Annotated in this window: 17 protein-coding genes; 3 read left to right on the plus strand and 14 right to left on the minus strand. The window is 65.1% G+C overall.

All coding sequences use genetic code 11. The features are described from left to right. Window positions 1-136: 136 nt before the first annotated feature. The 10 genes from DFR34_RS01500 to DFR34_RS01545 form a co-directional block, all read right to left on the minus strand. Window positions 137-1276 carry an ABC transporter permease gene (locus DFR34_RS01500; RefSeq protein ID WP_110389365.1) on the minus strand — a complete coding sequence of 380 codons (1140 nt, stop codon included), beginning with the start codon at window positions 1274-1276 and terminating at the stop codon, window positions 137-139. Further along, window positions 1273-2424, minus strand: coding sequence for an ABC transporter permease (locus DFR34_RS01505; RefSeq protein WP_110389366.1), 1152 nt, complete (start codon window positions 2422-2424; stop codon window positions 1273-1275). The genes DFR34_RS01500 and DFR34_RS01505 overlap by 4 nt, the downstream gene beginning before the upstream one ends. Continuing rightward, window positions 2421-4355 carry an ATP-binding cassette domain-containing protein gene (locus DFR34_RS01510; RefSeq protein ID WP_110389367.1) on the minus strand — a complete coding sequence of 645 codons (1935 nt, stop codon included), beginning with the start codon at window positions 4353-4355 and terminating at the stop codon, window positions 2421-2423. The genes DFR34_RS01505 and DFR34_RS01510 overlap by 4 nt, the downstream gene beginning before the upstream one ends. 8 nt (window positions 4356-4363) lie before the next feature. Then, on the minus strand, window positions 4364-5386 hold the full coding sequence (locus DFR34_RS01515; protein WP_110389368.1) for an HlyD family secretion protein: 1023 nt from the start codon (window positions 5384-5386) through the stop codon (window positions 4364-4366). Continuing rightward, window positions 5387-6712, minus strand: a complete 1326-nt coding sequence (locus DFR34_RS01520; protein WP_110389369.1) for a TolC family protein — start codon at window positions 6710-6712, stop codon at window positions 5387-5389. A 263-nt stretch (window positions 6713-6975) separates the two neighbouring features. Beyond that, the gene (locus DFR34_RS01525; protein ID WP_110389370.1) at window positions 6976-7344 is read right to left on the minus strand and encodes a DUF2325 domain-containing protein; all 369 of its coding nucleotides are present in this window, start codon (window positions 7342-7344) and stop codon (window positions 6976-6978) included. 150 nt (window positions 7345-7494) lie between these two features. Continuing rightward, window positions 7495-8622, minus strand: a complete 1128-nt coding sequence (locus DFR34_RS01530) for an SPM autocatalytic domain-containing protein (RefSeq protein ID WP_110389371.1) — start codon at window positions 8620-8622, stop codon at window positions 7495-7497. Window positions 8623-8745: 123 nt separating this feature from the next. Then, window positions 8746-10203, minus strand: a complete 1458-nt coding sequence (locus DFR34_RS01535; RefSeq protein WP_245906784.1) for a cobyric acid synthase — start codon at window positions 10201-10203, stop codon at window positions 8746-8748. Continuing rightward, window positions 10200-11033, minus strand: a complete 834-nt coding sequence (locus tag DFR34_RS01540) for an ABC transporter substrate-binding protein (protein ID WP_110389481.1) — start codon at window positions 11031-11033, stop codon at window positions 10200-10202. The genes DFR34_RS01535 and DFR34_RS01540 overlap by 4 nt, the downstream gene beginning before the upstream one ends. Before the next feature lie 373 nt (window positions 11034-11406). Next, on the minus strand, window positions 11407-12237 hold the full coding sequence (locus DFR34_RS01545; protein ID WP_110389372.1) for an AraC family transcriptional regulator: 831 nt from the start codon (window positions 12235-12237) through the stop codon (window positions 11407-11409). A gap of 254 nt (window positions 12238-12491) precedes the next feature. On the opposite strand from DFR34_RS01545, the gene DFR34_RS01550 reads away from it, so the two are divergent. After that, on the plus strand, window positions 12492-13490 hold the full coding sequence (locus DFR34_RS01550) for a bile acid:sodium symporter family protein (protein ID WP_110389373.1): 999 nt from the start codon (window positions 12492-12494) through the stop codon (window positions 13488-13490). A 187-nt stretch (window positions 13491-13677) separates the two neighbouring features. On the opposite strand, the gene DFR34_RS01555 is transcribed toward DFR34_RS01550, so the two are convergent. Next, on the minus strand, window positions 13678-14097 hold the full coding sequence (locus DFR34_RS01555; RefSeq protein WP_110389374.1) for an OsmC family protein: 420 nt from the start codon (window positions 14095-14097) through the stop codon (window positions 13678-13680). A gap of 500 nt (window positions 14098-14597) precedes the next feature. Here DFR34_RS01555 and tsaD point away from each other — a divergent pair, with 500 nt between their 5' ends. Beyond that, window positions 14598-15665 carry a tRNA (adenosine(37)-N6)-threonylcarbamoyltransferase complex transferase subunit TsaD gene (gene tsaD, locus DFR34_RS01560; protein ID WP_110389375.1) on the plus strand — a complete coding sequence of 356 codons (1068 nt, stop codon included), beginning with the start codon at window positions 14598-14600 and terminating at the stop codon, window positions 15663-15665. Continuing rightward, window positions 15662-17575, plus strand: a complete 1914-nt coding sequence (locus tag DFR34_RS01565) for an ATP-binding cassette domain-containing protein (RefSeq protein WP_110389376.1) — start codon at window positions 15662-15664, stop codon at window positions 17573-17575. Before tsaD ends, DFR34_RS01565 begins: the two co-directional genes overlap by 4 nt. Window positions 17576-17621: 46 nt before the next feature. On the opposite strand, the gene DFR34_RS01570 is transcribed toward DFR34_RS01565, so the two are convergent. The 3 genes from DFR34_RS01570 to DFR34_RS01580 all read right to left on the minus strand — a co-directional run bounded on the left by DFR34_RS01570 (window position 17622) and on the right by DFR34_RS01580 (window position 20522). Then, window positions 17622-18842 (minus strand): molybdopterin molybdotransferase MoeA, encoded by a 1221-nt coding sequence (locus DFR34_RS01570; protein WP_245906785.1) that lies wholly within the window; start codon window positions 18840-18842, stop codon window positions 17622-17624. Further along, window positions 18839-19336, minus strand: coding sequence for a molybdopterin-guanine dinucleotide biosynthesis protein B (gene mobB, locus DFR34_RS01575; protein WP_110389482.1), 498 nt, complete (start codon window positions 19334-19336; stop codon window positions 18839-18841). The genes DFR34_RS01570 and mobB overlap by 4 nt, the downstream gene beginning before the upstream one ends. 229 nt (window positions 19337-19565) lie before the next feature. Beyond that, window positions 19566-20522: a DMT family transporter gene (locus DFR34_RS01580; RefSeq protein WP_158281711.1), complete on the minus strand. Its 957-nt coding sequence runs from the start codon at window positions 20520-20522 to the stop codon at window positions 19566-19568. Window positions 20523-21025 lie beyond the last annotated feature (503 nt).

Below are 21025 nucleotides of genomic sequence, written 5' to 3' on the forward strand. Positions count from 1 at the left end.
CGATTATAGCGGGGAATGCCCCGGCGCGCAGGCGGCAGGGCGATGGATAAAAATCCTGGCGGGGCAGAGCTATCCATATAGTACGCATGAAATGACAATGCCATACAACAGCATCAGGCGTATTGTGTAAAAGTGCTCAACCCATGCGCACCCGGCGCAGCCCCCAGACAAACACCGTCACGCCAATCAGCGTCATGCCAAGCAGCGAGCGCCACAGTTCCAGCGCACCCTGGCCCTTGAGCAGCACGCCAAAGGCGGCGTCGATGTAATAGTGCATCGGCGACAGATAAGTCAGCGCGCGCAGCCAGGCCGGCATGGCTTCTGGCGGCGTCCAGGCGCCAGAAAGAAAAATCATCGGCGCCAGAATCAAAATGGACAACATGCCCACCTGGGCCAGATTGCGCGCCAGCGTGGCGGCGGCCAGGCCCAGGCCGGCAGTGGTGAACACATACAGCGCGGTCAGCAGCAAAAACAGCACGGCGCTGCCGCGCACCGGCACGGCAAACCCCAGTTGCAGCACGCCAAACAGCGCCAGCGCGCTGCCCAGCACAATCACCAGCGTCATCGCCAGCACCTTGGGGAACACAATCTGGAACGGCGACAAGGGGCTGACCAGCAATTGCTCGACCGTGCCGCGTTCTTTTTCGCGTACCATCGCCGCCGCCGGCAGCAAAATGGAAAACACCGTGACGATATTCAGCAGCTCGGTGATGCCCATAAACCAGCTGTCCAGCTGATTGGGGTTGAACCACACCCGCACCTGGTTATCAATCACCGGCAGCGCCGCGCCGCTGGCGCCCAGTGCGCTGGCGGCTTGCTCCAGGCCAAAACGGCTGGTGATCAGGCTGGCGTAGCTCGACGCCAAAAAGCCCAGCACCGAATTGGTGGCGTCTACTTGCAATTGCACGGCGGTGGGCTGGCCGCGCTGTAAATCTGCCTGAAAGCCCGGCGGAATGGTCAGCGCCAGCATGGCGCGGCCGTCGTCCAGCCGCGCCTGGGCTTCGCTGTCGTGGCTGATTTGCCCATCCACGCGAAAATACGGCGACACAAAGCGCGAGCTCAGCTCGCGCGAGGCGGTGGAGTGGTCAAAGTCCTGCACCAGGGTGGCGGCGCGGTTCAGTTGCAGGCTGACCCCCGAGGCCGCCAGAAAAATATCCACGCTGAACGCGTAGACAATAAACGCCAGCAACACCCGGTCGCGCAGCAGCTGGCGCAGCTCTTTGCCCAGCATCACCCGCAGGCGCAGCGCCCACAGCGCCAGATCGTCGCGATTCATGCCGATGGCCTCTTGGTGAACAGCCGATAGCCCAGCGCAAACAAGGCGCAGGCGTAGCCGGCCAAAATCAATAACTCCGGCCACAGCGCCGTCAGCCCCACCCCCTTGAGAAAACAGCCAACGGCAATGCGGGTGTAGTACACCGCCGGCATCAGGTGCGCCACCACATAGGCCACGGGCTTGAGCGAGGGAATCGGAATAATAAAACCCGAATACAAAATCGCCGGCACCAGGGTGACGATCAGGGTGACGATCATCGCCGCCATCTGCGTGCGCACCAGCACCGACACCAACAGCCCGATGCCGGTGGTGCACAGCACATACACCACGCTGGCCAGCAAAAAGAACAGCGGGTCGCCCTTGAACGGCACGCCATACAGCCACACCGCCAGCGCCCATAAAATCAGGATGTTCAGCGTGGAAATCGCCACATACGGCGCCAGCTTGCCCAGCAAAAACTCGCCCCGGCTGGTGTTGGAGGCGTACAGATTGAAAATCGAACCGCGTTCTTTCTCGCGCACCACGCCCAGCGCAGTCAGAAACGGCGGCGAGGCAATCAGGATGAACATGATCAGCTTGGGCGCCAGCCCCCAGATGCTGGAAATGCTCTGGTTATACAGATAGCGCACCTCCAGCCTGACCGGTTGCAGCGCGCGCCGCGCCTCGTCTGGCGTGGCGCCCAGCTGGCCGGCGTGGCGGGCCAGATTGTCCAGGCTGGCGGCGGCGTTGATGGCGGTGACATAGCCCTTGGCGATCAGCGCGCGGCTGGGAAAGGTGCCATCCAGCAAGGTTTGCGTCTGCGCCGGCTGGCCGGATTGCACCAGCTCGCCAAAGCGCGGCGGAATGATGATCACCGCGCGCAGCTGGTTGTTGGACAGCAACTCACCCGCCTGGCGCTCATCGCACAGATACCCCTTGAAGGTGAAATATTGCGAGGCGCTGAAGCGCTCGATATAGGCGCGGCTGCTGGCGCTGCGGTCGTAGTCCAGCACCCCCAGCGGCAGGTGGTTGACGTCCAGCGACAGGCCATAGCCAAACAGCAGCATCAAAAAGGCCGGCACGATAAAGGCCAGGGCAAAAAACAGCCGGTCGCGCAGGATTTCGCGCCATTCCTTGCTGGCTACGGCGAGGATGCGGTGTCGGTTCATACGGGCTTCTCGGCTTCCAGCGCGGTGACGCGCTCGACGAACACGTCTTCCATGCTCACCGGCCGCAGCTGGCAGCGGGCGTCGGCGCCCAGCAGCGGGCGCACGCGGGCGTTCAGTTCGTCTTCGCGGGCAAACAGGTGCAGGCGGTTGCCGTAGGCGCTGGCCGCCACGCCGGCGGCGCGCAGCCGCGCCAGGGCGGCGGTGGGGTCGGCGCAACGGATGTCCCACAGCGGGCCGCGCTGGGCGGTGAGTTCGCGCTTCATTGCCGCCGGGCTGGCGTCGGCCACCAGGCGGCCGGCAAACATCAGCGCCAGGTGGTCGCAGTGTTCGGCCTCGCTCATGGCGTGGGTGGTCACCAGCAGCGCCACGCCGTCGCGGCGGGCCAGGGTGAATAAAATATCCCAAAACTGGCGGCGGCCCAGTGGGTCCACCCCCGAGGTGGGTTCGTCCAGAAACAGCACCTGCGGCTGATGCACCAGCGCGCAGCCCAGCGCCAGCCGCTGGCGCAGGCCCATCGGCAGGCTGGCGGCCAGGGCGTCTTCAAAGCCGTGCAGGCCGGCCATGTCCACAATCCAGTCCAGCCGCGCCTGGGTGCGCGCGCGATTCAGGCCATAAATGCCGGCGTACAGGCGGATGTTCTCGCTGACGGTGAGGTCCAGATACAGGGAAAACGCCTGCGACATATAGCCGATGCGTTCTTTGATGGCGCGCCCGGCGCCGCGCATGTCCACCCCGGCCACCCGGCCCACGCCGCTGCTGGGCGGCAGGATGCCGGTGAGCATCTTGATCACCGTGGTTTTGCCGGCGCCGTTGGCGCCAAGCAGGCCAAAAATCTCGCCCGGCTGCACCTGAAAACTCACCGCGTCCACCGCGCGAAACTCGGCAAAGTCGCGGGTCAGCGCCCGCGCTTCAATCACCGGCTCGCCGCCGCTGGCGCGCGCCGGGGCGGCGGCGGTGAGCGCTTGGCTGTCGGGCAGGCGCTCACCGCGCTGGCGCAGCATGGCGATGAACACGTCTTCCAGCTCGGGTTCACCGGCTTCCAGCTGATAACTGTCCGCCGCCAGCACCGGGCGCAGGCAGGCGTCCACGGCGGCCAGCGCCTGCGCTTCGTCGCCGCCGTCGGCGTACACCTGCAAGGCATTGCCCAGCGCGCCCAGCTGGGCAAACTGCGGGCGCAGCGCCGCCAGCGCCGGCCATTGCGCCTCGGTGTGCACGGTCACCATGCAGCCGGGGGCGTGCGCCAGCAGCTCGCTGGGGCGGCCCACCGCCAGCGCCTGGCCGGCGTGCATCAGCGCCACGCGGTGAAAGCGGCTGGCTTCGTCCATATAGGCGGTGGACACCAGCGCGGTCATCTGTTCTTCGGCCAAGAGCTCGGCCAGAATCGCCCAGAAATCCCGCCGCGAGACCGGGTCCACGCCAGTGGTGGGTTCGTCCAGAATCACCAGCTCGGGGGCGTGAATCAGCGTGCACACCAGGCCGAGTTTTTGTTTCATGCCGCCGGAGAGGTTTTTCATCGGCCGCTGGCGAAAGCGCGCCAGCCGGGTCATTTCCAGCAGTTTGTCCTTGCGCGCGGCGGCGACATCGGGCGGCACCAGGCGCAGGCGGGCAAAAAAATCCAGGTTTTCTTCTACTGACAAATCGGCGTACAGGTTCTGGCCCAGGCCCTGCGGCATCAGCCCCAGCCGCGCCTTGGCCGCCTCGCAGGCGGCGTCGCTGACTAACGATTGGCCAAATACAGCAAGCTCGCCGCCGTCAAAGGTGAGCACGCCGGCAATGGCTTTCATCACGCTGGATTTGCCGGCGCCGTCCGGGCCAATCAGCCCAAACAGCTCACCGCGCGCCACATTTAAATCCAGCGCGTTCACCGCCAGCGTGGCGCCATAGCGTTTCACCAGGCCGCGCGCGGCAATCAACGGGGGCAGTTCGCTCATTGCCTGGCTCACCAGCGCGGCTTTTGCCAGTCTACGGCGCTGTCCCAGCGAATCACCGCGTCGGCCGGCAGGCCGGGGCTGAGCTTGCGCTCGCGGTTGTCGCTCAGGTTCAGCCGCACGGCGTACACCAGCTTGACCCGCTCATCGGCGGTTTGCACCTCTTTGGGGGTGAATTCGGCGCGGCTGGCGATGGTGGCCACCTGGGCGGCAAAGGCGGCGTCGGGGAAGGCGTCCACATACAGGCGCGCCGGCTGGCCCAGACGCACTTTGCCGATCAGGTTTTCCGGGATATAGGCTTTCAGGTACAGGCGATCCAGGTCCACCAGGTCAAACACCGGCGCGCCCGCCGCGACGGTTTCGCCGGCTTGCTTGAGCTTGCTGACCACCACGCCGGGGCTGGGCGCGCGCAGGGTGAGATCGTTGTGCACGGCGCGCGCTTCCGCCAGCGCGGCTTCGGCCTGACCCAACTGGGCGCGCAGCGCCGCCACCCGGTCAGGGCCGAGTTCGGCTTCGCGCACTTGCTGTTCGGCCTGGGTGAGCTGGGTGGCGGCGGCGGTGGCGGCCAGGCGCATTTGCTCGCTGCGGCGGCGGTCCACCGAGCCGCGCTCCAGCAGAGCGTCAAAGCGTTCGGCGTCGCGCGCGGCCTGGGCCGAGGCGGCGGCGGCGCGCTCACGGGCGGCGCGCGCCGAGGCCACCGCCAGCGGCACTTGTTGTTCGGCCACTTTCAGTTGCGCCTGCAAGGCCGCCACGCTGGCTTCGGCCTGGGCGACTTTGGCGCGAATCTGGCTGTCGTCCAGCTCGGCCAGCACCTGGCCGGCGCTGACGCTGTCGCCCTCGCGCACCAGCACGCGGGCCAGCTTGCCGGCAAACTTGCCCGACACCAGCACATGGTCGCCCTCGATGCGGCCATTGGCCTGCACCAGGCCTTCGGGCAGCTTGCCGCGCTGGGCGCGCCAGTACAGGCCGGCGGCCGCCAGCATGGCCAGCGACAACAGCAGGGCAATCAATAGCGGACGGGAAGGACGGGCCATTTACAGTTCTCCGGTGGCGCGCTTCAGGCGCAGCACCGCCAGCGCGTGGTCGTAGCGGGCGTTAAACAGATTGCGCGCGGCGTCGGCGCGGCGGGTTTGTGCGTCCAGCACTTCGGTCTGGATGGCCAGGCCGTTGGCGTAGCGGTCGAGCTGGATTTTCAGGTGTTCGTCGGCCAGCGCCAGCGCGGCGCGCGCCACCTCGCGCCGCTCGGCGGCTTCGTCCTGCAAGGACCAGGCTTGCTCCACCTGCAAGGCCACCTGGCTGGCCAGGTCGTTGCGCTGCACGCGCAGCGCGTCGGCTTTCACCGCCACGGCGGCGGCGCGCTCGCGGTGGATGCCGGCGTCCAGCACATTCCAGCGCAGCATCACCCCGGCGGAATTGACATGCTCGCGGGTCAGGTAGGAGTTTTGCACATAGGTGTGCGCGGCAAACAGCGCCACCTGCGGGCCGTCTTCGGCGCGGATGGCGCGCGCCTGCGCGTGCAGCGCCTGCGCCTGGGCGGTGAGCTCTTCCAGCTCGGGGCGCTGGCGGGCGGCGTTGTCTTGCAAGGTGGCCAGTGGCTCGGCCTGGCGCGGATAATTCACCTCATCCAGGCTGACCGGGGTGGACAGCGGCCGCGCCAGCAGGCGGTTATAGGCGCTGCGGCCCAGGCTGACGGCGTGGCGGGCCTGGATATGCTTTTGCCGGGCGTCGGCCAGCGCCACTTCCACCGCCAGCACATCGCTGCGCGCCACCAGCCCTTGCTGGAAAAACTGCCCGACATCGCGCTGATGGGCGGCAAGCGCTTCCACCAGCTGATTGGCCACTTTCAGCGCCTCGCCAGCGCGCAACACATTCAAATACGCCTCGGCCACCGCCAGCTTGAGGTCTTGCCGGACGCGGGCTTCGCTGGCCTCGGCGGCCTCGACGCCGGCTTCGGCGGCGCGAATGCCGGCGGTGATCTTGCCGCTGGTGAATACCGGCAGGCTGACCGTGGCGTTGGCGCTCCAGCCCTTGTCATCGGCCACCGGCTGCGCCACCGAGCCGGGCAGACGCGCCAGCGCCATCGGCGGCAGCAGGCCGGCCAGGCCGCTGGTCAGGCCGGTGAGGTCGGTTTGCACCTTGGGCATGGTTTGGTGGCGCGCCCACACCGCGCCGGCCGACAGCGTGGGCCAGCGGTTGGCCTTGGCGCTGTTCACCAGATGGCGGCTGGCCTGGGTGTTGGCTTCACTGGCTTGCAGCGCCGGGTTGGCCGCCAGTGCCGCCGCCCAGGCGGCGTCCAGCGATTCGGCCAGCGCCGGCGGCGCCAGCAGGGTCAGGGCCAGAAAAAGAGGGGCGTGTTTCATGCTGACTTTGCAGAAGTTTGAGGTCGCGCGACACGAATGCGCTCAAGCATACGTTTGAAAAACAGCGCCGGCAAGCGAACCGCATATTTTTTTAGAGCCAGCACGCTACCATGAAGCAGGTCAGGACGTCGAGCCGCAGAAAGTCGCACGCCCCGTCCAAGGACGGGGCGTGAAAACCGCATCGGCAAGCGGCCACTGACGGCACAAGCGTGTACGGCAAGTACACCAGGAAAGATTGCTGAGCCGCGCTGAAGCCCACGGCCTCAGGCGTTTGCCCGGCTCTTGCCCTTGCGCTGTGCGCAGCCATTGGCCTGGCAGCGTTGACAGTCGACGCTGGCAAAACCGGCACTGTCCAGCGATTGTTGCAGCGCGCACACCGAGCGGCGGCAGGCGATAAAGCGGATATTTTCTTGCGCAGCCAGCGAGCGAAAATGCTTCATCACATTGTGCCCAAGAAAATCGGTAAACAAGATCAATAAGTCAGTGCCGGCCGGCAGGCGATCCTGTTTGCGCTGGTGGGCGCTGTTGCGACCGGTGAGGTGGCGGTGAATTTCAATGCCGTAGCCGCTGAGCACGGCGGGGATATTGCCCAGGGTGTCGGCTCCGACCAGCATGGCTTGGGTGGCGTTCATGGCAAGCTACTCATGTAAATGATATTCGTTATCATCTTAACGGCAGCCCAAGCCATTTTGCAAGCGTAAAAACACGGGGTGTGGCAAAAAAATCAGCCGGCCGCGCCCAGTGGCGCGCCGGCTGATGGGGATGTATCGCCCAATGGCGGTTTACACGGCCAAATCAATCTGTTGCAGCGTGCCCGCCGTGCCGTTTTCACGCAGGAACACCCCGGTTTGCCGCACTTGGCCTTGCAACTGCTGCTGATTGTCCTTCAAGGAAAACTCGGTGGATTGACTGCCCAAAAACAGCGCGCCCACGCCGGCTTCGGTCAGACTGAGCAGTTGATCCTGGCCGTGTTCGCCCTGCGCCCAGATTTTCAGCTGGGCAAATGCCTTATCGCCTTCGTCGATCCAGCCATTGCCGTCTTCGTCGTACTGGGCCAGGTCAGCAAAGCCATTGCCGCTTTGTGTGCCAAACAACTCGCCGCCATCGCTGACCTTGCCGTCGCCGTCTTTATCCAGCGCCAGAAAGCCGCTGCCGGAAGCCAGCATCGAGAAGGTTTCATTCTCGCCGTCCTGATCCAGGTCCAGCGTGCGCCGGCCAGCGCCCAATTGGGCGGCAGTGCCGGCAAAGTTGATCACCAGCGGGTCTTTCGGTGGCGGGCCAATGCGCTTGACCTGGGTTTCTTCCCATTGCGCGCTGCGCGACAAACCCAGGCTGAGTTCAAAGCTCAGCGTTTGTCCATCGGCGGTTTGCACCACGCCACTGGCCTGCCAATCCAGGGATTCTTCTTCGCTGTAGCGGGTGGTGGTGTAGCGCAGGGCAGAGGCGCCTGTGCTTTGCGTTTGTATCAATTGCTCGATGGTGGGTTCTTGATTGGGCAGATCGGCCACCGGGGCGGCCGACGGATTGGCCTGGCCAGCGGCTGCGTCTGGGGTGGGCTGGCCGGTTTTTGGATCGAGGTCGCGCGGGTTGAACAGCTTGACCTTGACGCCAAACACGGTTTCCAGAATCGAGCGCAGAATCGCCATGCCGGGGCTGAGCGCGGCTTCTTCGGTTTCGGCGCTGACCTTGTTGGCCGATGCCTTGTTGTGGTCCTGTATCTGCTGGCGCGCTTGCTCGGCCAGTTTTTTGCCTTCTTCGCTCAGCGTGACCGGCTCAGACAAGGGCGACAGCGTGCCGGCCATCGGGCTGCGCGGCACCACCAGGGCCTCCAGACGTGTGTTCACCACGCGCGCCGAACGGCTGGCGCGGTGCTCGGATTGCATGGTGATGTCGGTGTTGACAATGCGCATGGCGGGCCTCCGGCAGACAATAAAGTCAAGATGACATACTTATCGTCCGCTGGCGCAGAATCTTGAAAAACTTCTTTAAATCAAGATGCTGTTGCGGCTACCGGCCATGTTTGCCACGTAGTTTTACCGATTCAGGCTGCGCAAGCGCTGATACAAGGGCTGGCAGGCGTCGGCCAACCGTTCCAGGCTGGCTTCGCGCAGCGCGGCCAGATCCACCTGCTGGGCGTCGCCCAGCCCGGCCCAGCGCAGCAGCGCCTGGCCGGCTTCGGGGTGGTCGAACAGGCCATGCAGATAACTGCCCAGAATCTGCCCGTCAGCGCTCATGGCGCCGTCCAGGCGGCCATCGGCCAGGGCAAAGGCCGGGCGCTGGCGGCAATCCGGGCCGTCGGTGTGGCCCAGGTGAATTTCGTAGCCGCGCACTGGCGCCTCAGCAAACAGGCAACGGCCGCTGACTTCTCGCAATTGCTTGTTGGCCGCCAGCGTGGTGTCGGCGTCCAGCCAGCCCAAGCCGGCGCTGACGCCGGGCGCGCCTTCGTGGCCGTCCGGGTCGGCCACGCTGCGGCCCAGCATCTGGTAGCCGCCGCAAATGCCCAAGAGCTTGCCGCCATAGCGCAGATGGCGGCGCAGATAGTCCGGCCAGCCTTGCGCCTGCAAAAACGCCAGGTCGGCGCGGGTGTGCTTGCTGCCGGGCAGAATCACCAGATCAGCCGGCGGTTTGGGCGCGTCCGGGCCGACAAAGCACAGCTTGACCTGCGGGTGGGCGCGCAAGGCGTCAAAGTCGGTGTGATTGCTGATGCGCGGCAGCACCGGCACGACGACATTCAGCCCTTCGCCGCGCTGTTCGGCCTGGATGGCGTCTTCGGCGTCCAGCATCAGGCCGTGCAGATAGGGCAGCACCGCCAGCACCGGCTTGCCGGTTTTGGCTTCCAGCCAGTCCAGCCCGCCTTGCAGCAGGCTGATGTCGCCGCGAAAACGGTTGATGACAAAGCCGACCACGCGGGCGCGCTCGCTGGCGGACAGGCAGTCCAGCGTGCCGGTGAGGTGGGCGAACACGCCGCCACGGTCGATGTCGGCCACCAGAATCACCGGGCAGTCCACCGCCTCGGCAAAGCCCATATTGGCGATGTCGCGCGCGCGCAGATTGATTTCCGCCGGGCTGCCGGCGCCTTCCACCAGCACGCAGGCATAGCGCTGGCGCAGGCGGGCAAAGGATTCCAGCACCGCTTGCATGGCGGTGGTTTTATAGCGGTGGTAGTCGCGGGCGGACATGTCGGCGCGCACGCGGCCGTGGATGATCACTTGCGCGCCGATGTCGCTGCTGGGCTTGAGCAGCACCGGGTTGAAGTCGGAGTGCGGCGGCAAACCGGCCGCCAGCGCTTGCAGCGCCTGGGCGCGGCCAATTTCGCCGCCATCGACGGTGACAGCGCTGTTCAGCGCCATATTCTGTGGCTTGAATGGGGCCACGGCTACGCCGTCGCGCGCCAGCAGCCGGCACAGGCCAGCCACCAGCGTGCTTTTGCCGGCGTCCGAGGTGCAGCCTTGCACCATCAGCATGGAAAACGGAAAGTCTGTGCGGGTCATTCCGCCAGTGTACCGTGATGGCGCGCATGCCAGCGGCCAATCAACTGTTGCAACTGGCTTAGGCCGTGCTGAATGGCCGCCGGGCCGGGGGCAAGAATGTCGCTGGACTTGATCTCGCACACCATGCCGTCGGCCGCCATGCGCACTGCCGGGATGTCCGCCCACCCCGGCCGCGCCATCAGCGCCTCACGGTCAAACGCGCGTCCGCACCACGAGCCGATGATGATGTCCGGCTGGCGGCGAATCACTTCTTGCGCATCGTCGATCTTGCGCTCTTTGGCGCTATTGCCCTGGCTCAACTCGGCAAAGGCATCCACCCCGCCGGCCAGCTGGATCAGCTCGGACACCCAGCCAATGCCGGTGGTCAGCGGCTCGTGCCATTCTTCAAAGTACACCACTGGCCGACGCCAGCCGGCCAGATCCCACAGCTTGGCCTGGGTGCGCGCCACGTCCAGCCGGGTGTGCAGGGTGATTTCCAGTAGATTGCCCTGTTTTTCTTTTTCGACGAGCGCGGCCAGCACCCGCACCATGCGCAGGATGCCGGAGATGGTGCGGTGGTTGAACAGCAGCACCTCGACGCCGGCCTTGGACAAATCCTTGCACAACTCGGCCTGCAGGCTGGAATAACCCACCACCAAATCAGGCTCGACCGACAGAATGCGCTCGATCTTGCCGCTGGAAAACCCGCTGATCTTGGGTTTTTCTTCGCGAGCGCGCGGCGGGTGCACGGTGAAGCCGGAAATGCCGGCGATGTGTTCTTCTGCGCCCAAGGCATACAGCGTGTCCACCGCTTCGGTGCACAAGCAGGCAATACGTTGGTAATGGCTCATGACGGATTGGGCCTTTTCCTCTTTCTTACTGGGGTCATCAATGTGCGCGCCTCGGGGGGCGCCACCGGCAGACGGCTGCAAAGCGCGCGCACTATCAAGATGTGACACATGCCTATAAAAATGCCATACGGATTTTTTATCCGTGTATGAATGTCATGGTAATGCAAGTTGACCGCACTGGCTATGCTTAAGTCACCTGAACTTCACCTAAGCGAAAGGCAATTCCAATGGAATGAAATTCCTGATAAAGAACTGACCTGACTCAGTGACGAGTCAGTGGGGGACAAGAGTAATAAATGTAAACACTTGGCTGCCGGCCTGTGCTGCCGCCAAGCGCGGGGTGGGGGTCTGTCTGGCTGACGCCGCCCGCCATCTATGCCAAAGGCAAATTTTTGTGCGCAACCCGCGCCGAGGCATCAGGGTCTTGCTGACGCAGCAGCGCACCAGGCGTGCAAAAAAATGCACTGCGAAACGCCGCAATAAACGCGGATGGAGAGTCATAGCCGTGCGCCAGCGCCACCTGGGTGACGCTGTCCCCGGCTTGCAGGGCATCCAACGACAGTAATAGCCGCATACGCTGGCGCCACTGGCCAAAGCCCAGGCCGGTTTCCTGCACAAACCGCCGCGCCAGCGTGCGCTCGGAAGCCCCCACCACGCCGGCCCAATCCGCCAGCGTGCGTGCGTCATCCGGCTGAGCTTCCAGCGCGGCGCATATCTGTAGCAAGCGTCGGTCGTGCGGCAAGGGCAGGCCGAATGCCGCACGCGGCAAGCCGGCCAACTCATCCAGCAACACCGCCACCAGCCGGCCGGGCGCACCGGCTTGGTCGTATTCCACCGGCAGACTGGCAAAGCGCAAAATCAACTCGCGCGCCAGCGGGCTGACCTGCAACACGCAGCATTCGGCTGGCAGGATTGAGGCCTCGGGCGCGATGTACAGGCTGTGCATCTGCGCGCGGCGGCGGTTGAATAGCTGATGGCGCACTCCCGGCGGCGTCCACACGGCAAATCGTGGCGGCGCCATATGGTCGCCCGCTGGCGTGCGCACCCCCAGCACGCCCTGACTGGCGTAGGACAACTGCCCCCATGGGTGGCTGTGCTCGGCAGTCCACGCCCCGGCAGCCAGTGCTTCATGGCGGCTGAACACCGGGCGCGGCAAGCTGTTCAAGGTGGGAGGCTGGCGCTGTGGGCCGGTGTCAGCAGGCATGGTGATTTGGCAGTTTCTCGATAGTGTTTGACTTTATCACGAGAAACCGCCAACACAGATGGCGGTACAGTAGCGCCAGATCGCAGATAGGTCACAGTTGCTCACCACACTGCGCACCGTGACCCTAACCGAGCGTGCCGCCGCAGGCAGTACAAGAGGTACGGCGGGGTCGGGCAACACCGCTAGGCGGGTTTTGTGAGCCGTGCTGAATACGCTCTTCCGCCTGCATGCCTCATATTTCTGGAGAACCCCGCATGTCCCCGATTGCCTGGCCGCAGCGTTTGCGCGCCATCCTGCACAAAGAATGGTTTTTGTTTGGCATGCTCGGCGCGGTGGCGCTGGCCAGTCTGGCGCCGGATATCGGTCGCGCGGGTGGCCCGCTGCACGGCGATGTGTTGGCCGATCTTGGCATTGCCGTGGTGTTTTTTCTGCATGGCCTGGGGATTTCGTTTGCCAGCCTGCGCCAGGGCATGCTGCGCTGGCCGGTGCATCTGCTGGTGCAGTTGCTGACCTTTGCCGTGTTTCCGCTGCTGTGGCTGCTGGCCGCGCCGCTGGTGAGCGCCTGGATGCCGGCCGGGCTGGCGCTGGGCTTTTGCTATCTGTGTGCCTTGCCGTCCACCATCTCGTCATCGGTGGCGATGACCGGGCTGGCGCGTGGCAATGTGCCGGCAGCGATTTTCAACGCCACCCTGTCCAGCGTGCTGGGCATTGCGCTCACCCCGCTGCTGGTGGCGGCGCTGGCCCATCTGGGCGGTGGCCAGGGCATGGATCTGGGCCAGGCGGTGCTCAGCATTGCCCGCCTGCTCTTGCTGCCCCTGCTGGCCGGACAACTGCTGCGCCCGCTGCTGCACGCCTGGCATCAGCGTTACAAACGCTATACCAATCTGCTGGACCGCTGGGTGATTTTGCTGCTGGTGTACACGGCATTCTGTGATTCGGTCGCCTCCGGCCTGTGGCGTGACCATGGCCTTGCCACCCTGGCCACGGCCATGCTGGGTGCGGCGCTGGCGCTGCTGGTGGTGCTGATGCTGTCCACCTGGCTGGCGCGGCGCGTGGGCTTCAGTGTGGAAGACGAGATCACCACGGTGTTCTGCGGCTCGAAAAAAACCCTGGCCTCTGGTGTGCCGATGGCCAAACTGCTGTTTGGCGCCCACCCGGCCATTGGCCTGATCGTGCTGCCGATCATGTTTTATCACCAGATCCAGCTGCTGGTGTGCGCGGTGCTGGCCAACCGCTACGCCGCCCGGCGTTAGAGCAGCCCACAAAATCCTCCTGGCGTCGTTACACGACCTTGCCGTACTGCTTGTACTGTCTGCGGTCGTACGCCTGGCCAGGATCGCTGCGCTGGATTTTGTTAGCCGCTCTTAGCCCGCAGACGCACGCCCGCCCCGGCGCCGGTAGGCGGCAGCGGGGCGGGCAACACAGCAGTGGCTCACGCACTCAAGCGTCTTCGCGCAGCTCAAAATCGTGGGTGATCTCGGCGGTTTTGGCCAGCATGATCGACGCCGAGCAGTATTTTTCCGCCGACAATTTGATCGCCCGCTCCACCGCATCCGCCTTCAAGCCACGGCCGGTAACGACAAAATGAAAATGAATGCGGGTGAACACCTTGGGATCCACTTCCGCGCGCTCGGCATCGAGCTCCACCCAGCAATCCCGCACATCCTGACGCGACTTGCGCAAAATGCTGAGCACGTCATAACTGGTGCACCCGGCCGTGCCAAGCAGCACCAACTCCATCGGCCGCGGCCCCAGATTACGCCCGCCGCCCTCCGGCGCGCCATCCATCACCACGGCGTGACCGCTGCCGGTCTCGCCCATGAAACATACTCCGTCAATCCATTTCAGCTTGGCTTTCATTGTGGCTCCTGAGGGGGATAATGGTCGTGATGGGAAATTCTGGCTGAACGCGGATGCTTGCGTAAACAAGAAATCAAACCTTGGTTCGTGGCACTTAGCCGCTGTTCACCCCCGTGTGGCGCGCCGAGCATCGCAGAAAGTCAGGGAGGTTTCCGGCCCGGCTAAGCGGCGGCGCAGCCGACGCGCCATTCCGGGCCGGCCCTGACTTTCGAGAAGCACAGGGGAGTCAGCCCGCAGGGCTGACCGCGACGCCCGGGTCGCCTTTCTTTCCCCTATTTCTTTGGCGAGACAAAGAAATAGGGTCGGGTGCGGGGCGAAGCCCTGCCCAAAATCAGCGGCCAGCAGCCCTGCGCGCCAGCGCAGCCATCCGCCAGGCGGCAGCCTTCCATCACCAAAGCCCCACAGCATACCGCTTCCCCTCCCGCCCCCAAAGCACCTCTTGTCCCATCCATATGCCGGAACCGCTACAATACCGGATTGCCTTAGCGACGACCCACCCCATGCGAGTTCTGGGAATTGAATCCTCCTGCGACGAAACCGGCGTCGCCCTCTACGACACCGAAGCCGGCCTGCTGGCCCACGCCCTGCACACGCAAATGGCCATGCACGCCGAATACGGCGGCGTGGTGCCCGAGCTGGCCAGCCGCGACCACATCCGCCGGGTGATTCCACTCACCCGCGAATGCCTGAAAACCGCCGGGCTCACCCTGGCCGACCTGGACGCCATCGCCTACACCCAAGGCCCCGGCCTGGGCGGCGCGCTGCTGGTCGGCGCGGCGGTGGCCAACGGCCTGGCCTTTGGCCTGAACCTGCCGGTGATTCCGGTGCACCACCTGGAAGGCCATCTGCTCTCACCGATGCTGGCCGACCCGGCGCCGACGTTTCCCTTTGTGGCGCTGTTGGTGTCTGGCGGCCACACCCAGCTGATGGCGGTGCGCGGCGTGGGCGACTACGAAACCCTGGGCGAAACCCTGGACGACGCCGCTGGCGAGGCCTTCGACAAAACCGCCAAGCTGCTGGGTCTACCCTACCCCGGCGGGCCGGAGCTGTCGCGCCTGGCCGAACACGGCGACCCCACACGCTTTACCCTGCCGCGGCCGATGCTGCGCTCGGGCGACTTTGACATGAGTTTTTCCGGGCTGAAAACCGCCGTGCTGACCCTGGTGCGCCAGCAAGAAGCCGAGTGCGGCGGCGCACTGGACGACGTCACCCGCGCCGACATCTGCCGCGCCTTTCAGGAGGCGATTGTTGAGGTGCTGGTGAGCAAATCGCTGGCCGCGCTCAAGGCCACCGGCATGCAAAGGCTGGTGATTGCCGGCGGCGTGGGCGCCAATCGCCAACTGCGCGCTGCACTGGACCGCGCCGCCCAGCGCCGCCGCTTTGCCGTGTACTACCCGCCGCTGTCGCTGTGCACCGACAACGGCGCGATGATCGCCTATGCCGGCGCGGCGCGGCTGGCGCTGGCCCAGCCGGCCGGCGTATTTTCGGTGCGTCCGCGCTGGCCGCTGGCCAGCCTGGCCCCGGTGTCTTCTTCCCCCCGTTCGACCGATTCTGGCCTGAGTTCATGATTCAACTGAAAAACCTGTCCCTGCGCCGTGGGGCCAAGGAGCTGTTCAACAGCGTCACCCTCACCATCAACCCCGGCCAGCGCGTCGGCATTGTCGGCGGCAATGGCGCGGGCAAATCCAGCCTGTTTGCCCTGTTGCGCGGGCAATTGCACGCCGACAGCGGCGATGCGCTGTTTCCGGCCGGCTGGACGGTGGCGCATGTCGCCCAGGAAACCCCGGCGCTGAGCTGCTCGGCGCTGGATTATGTGCTGGATGGCGACGCCGAGCTGCGCGCGCTGGAGCAACAACTGGCCGCCGCCGAAACCGCCCACGATGGCGAGGCGATTGGCCGCCTGCACAGCGAACTGGCCGCCATCGACGCCTACGCCGCCCCGGCGCGCGCCGGCAAGCTCTTGGCCGGCCTGGGCTTTAGCCAGGAAGCCACCACCCGACCGGTGGCCAGCTTTTCTGGCGGCTGGCGCATGCGCCTGAACCTGGCGCAGGCGCTGATGTGCCGCTCGGATTTGCTGCTGCTGGATGAACCGACCAACCACCTGGACCTGGAAGCCGTCATCTGGCTGGAGCAATGGCTGGCCAGCTATCCGGGCACCCTGCTGCTGATTTCGCACGACCGCGAGTTTCTGGACGCCATCACCACCCAGATCATCGAAGTGGCGCGCGGCCAGCTGACCGCCTACACCGGCAATTACAGCGACTTTGAAGACCAGCGCGCCGAGCGCCTGGCCCAGCAGCAACAGGCATTCGACAAGCAACAGCGCACCATCGCCCACCTGGAAAGCTTTATCACCCGCTTCAAGGCCAAGGCCACCAAGGCCAAGCAGGCGCAAAGCCGCATCAAGGCGCTGGCGCGGCTGGAGCGGGTGGCGGCGGCGCATGTGGACACGCCGTTTGATTTTCACTTCGAGCCGCCCGAACACAGCCCCAATCCGCTGCTGCAAGTGGAGCTGGCCGACATCGGCTATGGCGAAGCGCCGATTCTGCGCCGGGTGAGCCTGTCGGTGGAATCCGGCGCGCGCATCGGCCTATTGGGCCCCAACGGCGCCGGCAAATCCACCCTGGTCAAGCTGCTGGCTGGCGAGCTGGCGCCGCTGAACGGCCAACTGAAAACCGCGCGCGAGCTGAAAATCGGCTACTTTGCCCAGCACCAGCTGGACACCCTGCGCGAGGACGAATCGCCGCTGTGGCATCTGCAAAAACTGGCGCCGACCACCCGCGAGCAAGAGCTGCGCAATTTTCTGGGTGGATTCAATTTTATTGGCGACATGGCCACCGAGCCGGTGGGCCCGCTGTCCGGTGGCGAAAAATCCCGCCTGGCGCTGGCGCTGATTGTCTGGCAGCGGCCCAATCTGCTGCTGCTGGACGAACCCACCAACCATCTGGACCTGGACATGCGCGCGGCGCTGACCCTGGCGCTGCAAGACTTTATCGGCAGCCTGATCGTGGTGTCGCACGACCGCGCCCTGCTGGAAAGCGTCACCGACCAATACTGGCTGATCGACGCTGGCCAGGTGCAGCCGTTTGACGGCGACCTGGCGGATTACCGCGCTTATCGCCTGGCCCAGCAAGCCGCCGACGCCGCGCCGCGCGCCAGCGCCGCAGGCGGCGCGGAAGTGGACCGCAAAACGCAAAAGCGCCAGGAGGCCGAAGCCCGCCAGCGCTTGTCCGAGCAGAAAAAACCGCTGCTCAAGCGTTTGACCGCACTGGAGCGCGAGCTCACCCCGCTGAACGCAGAAAAAGCCGCGCTGGACGCGCAACTGGCCGACGAGGCGATTTACAGCGCCGAGCGCAAAAGCGAAATGCAGGCCGCGCTCAAGCGTCAGGGCGAAGTCAGCGCCCGGCTGGCCGAGCTGGAAGAAGACTGGCTGATGGTGCAGATGGAAATCGAAGCACTGGAAGAAGCCAATATCTGATGATCAGGGCGCTGGGCCGCATGCCAACGCCCTTGCGGCCGGGTTTTCAGCTCAGCAATTCATCAAATGGCAGATAGTCAATCTGCTCGCCGGCCTTGACGATGTGATTGGCCGGAATGCGCGCCAGACCGTCGGCCCAGGCCATCGAGGTCAGCACGCCAGCGCCTTGTTTGGGGAACAGCTCCAGCACGGTCTGGCCGTCGCGGCTGGCCTTGCGTACACGCACAAATTCGGTGCGTTGCGGGTCTTTGCGCGGCCAGTCAAACGCTGCAGTCAGACGGCTGACCGGCCAGCTGGCGCGGGCTGCTCGGCCCTGACGGGCGCGGATAAACGGCGCAATCAGCAGCAAGAAGGTAACATAGCCCGACACCGGGTTGCCCGGCAGGCCAATGAAATCCGCATGGGCAATCCGGCCAAAGGCCAGCGGCTTGCCCGGTTTGATGGCGATTTTCCACAAATCCAGCTGACCTTCGCGCTCGACGGCGTGCTTGACGTGGTCTTCTTCGCCCACCGACACCCCGCCGCAGGTCAGCACCACATCGCTGGTGGCGGCAGCGTCAGCCAGCGCCAGACGGGTGGCGGCCAGGCTGTCAGGAATAATGCCCAGGTCGCGCACCTGGCAGCCCAGCGCTTCCAGCAGGCCGCGCAGCCAGTAGCGGTTGGAATTGTAGATTTTACCCGCCGTCAACGTCTCGCCCGGTTCGGCCAGTTCGTCGCCAGTGAACAGCACGGCCACCCGCAGCGGGCGCAACACATCCAGATAGGCTTCGCCCACCGAGGCCGCCAGGCCCAGTTGCGCCGGACCCAGCTGGGCGCCCGCCGGCAGCACCACGCCATCCCTGGCGATATCTTCGCCCGCCAGGCGGATGTTCTGGCCGGTTTTGGCCACGGCGCTGAAACGCACGCGTTCGCCATCGGCGTGGGCTTGCTCCTGCATGATCACCGCATCCGCGCCGGCCGGAATCGGCGCACCGGTAAAGATGCGCGCCACTGTGCCTTCGGCCAGCGGACCAGGGGCATCACCGGCGGCAATGCGTTGCGACACCGGCAGCCAGGCATCGGCGTGAACCTCGGCGCTGCGCACGGCGTAGCCATCCATGGCGCTGTTATTGGCGGGCGGCACGTCCAGGCGGGCGCGCAGCTCGCCGGCCAACACGCGCTGGCCGGCGTTGAGCAGGTGAACGGATTCGGTTTCGGTCAGCGGGCGGGCGCGGCTCAGCAAAAACTCCAGCGCGGCCTCGACGCTCAGCATGGCAGATGCAGTCATGACAAAACACTCTTGTGTATCAATTGGAGGATGCCTTCCACGTCATGGCGGGAAAAGCGCGGTAGCGGACAGTCCGGCAGCGGCATATCGCACGCCACGGCCAGCACATCAGGGTCGGTCAAATAAAGCGCCGGGCGCGACAGGGCCGGATCAAACACTTCGACCTTGGCCAGCCCACGCTCGTGCTTGAAGCCTTCCACCAGCACCAGCTGACACGGACGCAGGGCGGCCAGGTGCTCGGCCAGCGGCAGATCATTGGCCGCCGGCAGCTCTTCAATCAGCATGCGCCGCCGCGCCGCGGCCAGCATCACCTGGCGCGCACCAGCGTGGCGATGCCGCCAACTGTCGCGCCCGATTTCGTCGGGGTCAACATCGTGGTGGGTGTGCTTGATCACCGCCAGATCAACGCCATCGGCGCTCAGGCGGGCAATGAGTTTTTCCAGCAGCGTGGTCTTGCCGCTGCCGGAATAGCCGACAAAGGCCAGGACTTTCATCAGGGCTTCCATGGATTGGGTGGCGTACCGTGCTGAACATGGGTTTAGCATGCCCGGTCACGGTGCATCCGTCATTGACCTGCATCATACCGCAGAAGCATGGAGGTTTTCGAACTTGGCGTGGCGCACAACATCCCGCGCAAGCGCCCAGGACAGATGTGCGGCCGTAGACCATACAAACAGTACAGCCAGACCGCGCAAGCACGCCAAGCAGTTTTTTGAGCCACGCTCAGCGCGACGAACGCCCCAGCGCCAGGCCAGCAAACACCGCCGCAATGCCCAGCACATGCCAGGGGTGCAGGGTTTCGCCTAGCAATAGGCAGGACAATAGCGCGCCAAAGGCCGGCACCAGATGCAGGCAGGCGCTGGCACGCTCGGCGCCCAATTCGGCAATCGCCCGGTTGTAGCACAGATAGGCCACCACCGATGGGAATACCCCCAGATACAGCACGCCGGCCAGCGCCGACGACGACACGCTGGGCAGGCCATGTTGACTGATATCCCACAACGCCAGCGGCGCCAGCAGCAACCAGCCCAGCAGCATGCAGGCAGCGGTGAGCGCCAGCCGATCCAGCCCGGCGGGCAGGCGGCGCATCAGCACGGTGTAGGCCGCCCAGCAGGCGCAGCCGGCGAACACCCAGGCATCGCCGCCGCTGGGGGTAAGCGCCGACAGCCGCCACGGCGCGCCCTGGCTGACCAACACCAGCACCCCCACCAAGGACAAGACCAGACCCAGCCATTGGCCGCGCGCTGGCTGGCGCTGGCCGCTGCACACGGCGTAGATCAACACCATCACCGGGGTGAAAGCGTTCAGCAATACCGCCTGGGTGGCCGAGGTGGATTGCAAGCCTTGGTAAATCAGCGTATTGCAGGCCGTCACCCCGGTCAGCGCCAGCGCCAGAATCAGCCGCCGTGCCGCCCACAAAGCACCAGCCTGAGCACGCAGGCGCGGCCAGGCAAACGGCAGCAGGCACAGCAGCGCCACGCTCCAGCGGCCAAACGCCAGTTGCAAGGGGGAGAGGCTATCGTGCAGGGCGCGGCCAGCGACAAAATTACCCGCCCAGAACAAAGCAGCCAAGCCGGCCAGCAAAGGCCCCAGCGGCAGTTCGGCCAAACGCGGGAAAGACAGCAAAGAAGAAGGCGTGCGGGCAGCGCCCGTGCCCAGATGAGGCAGAGAGAAGTTCATGGCAGATTTCTTTTCGGGTAGAAAAGCACACACGGCCATGCGCTTGTGGCACATGGTCAGACCAGCCGGTGCGCAAGATGAGCGTACCAGCACACTGCGCAAGCAGAGCCAATGCCGGGTGGGGCGTGTCTCTGTGCGCACGATTCAGGCAAGCAAGCTTGATGCCCGCCCGGTGGGCAGTGTGCCATGAACACGCCGCGCGGGTTGAACTTTCCCGCCTGATGCACATGACTCACCGCACGCAGTGTGAGAGCGCGCAAACACGAGAAAGCCACGTCACCATGCGGGGAGCGTTTGCTGAACAATACTGACCGGGAGTGCGCACCGCCATCGACATAAGAGCCGCTGACAAAATACGCCTGGCGTCGTGACACGGCCTTGCCGCACGGCTTGTACTGTCTGCGGCGGCACGCCCAGCCAGGATCGCCTCGCTGAGTTTGGTTAACGGCTCTCGCGCACTGCTGGTCAAAGCCGCCGGCATGGCGGACAATTCGCGCCCATTG

The organism is Rivihabitans pingtungensis, assembly GCF_003201855.1.
In the GTDB taxonomy this organism is placed as follows: domain Bacteria; phylum Pseudomonadota; class Gammaproteobacteria; order Burkholderiales; family Aquaspirillaceae; genus Rivihabitans; species Rivihabitans pingtungensis.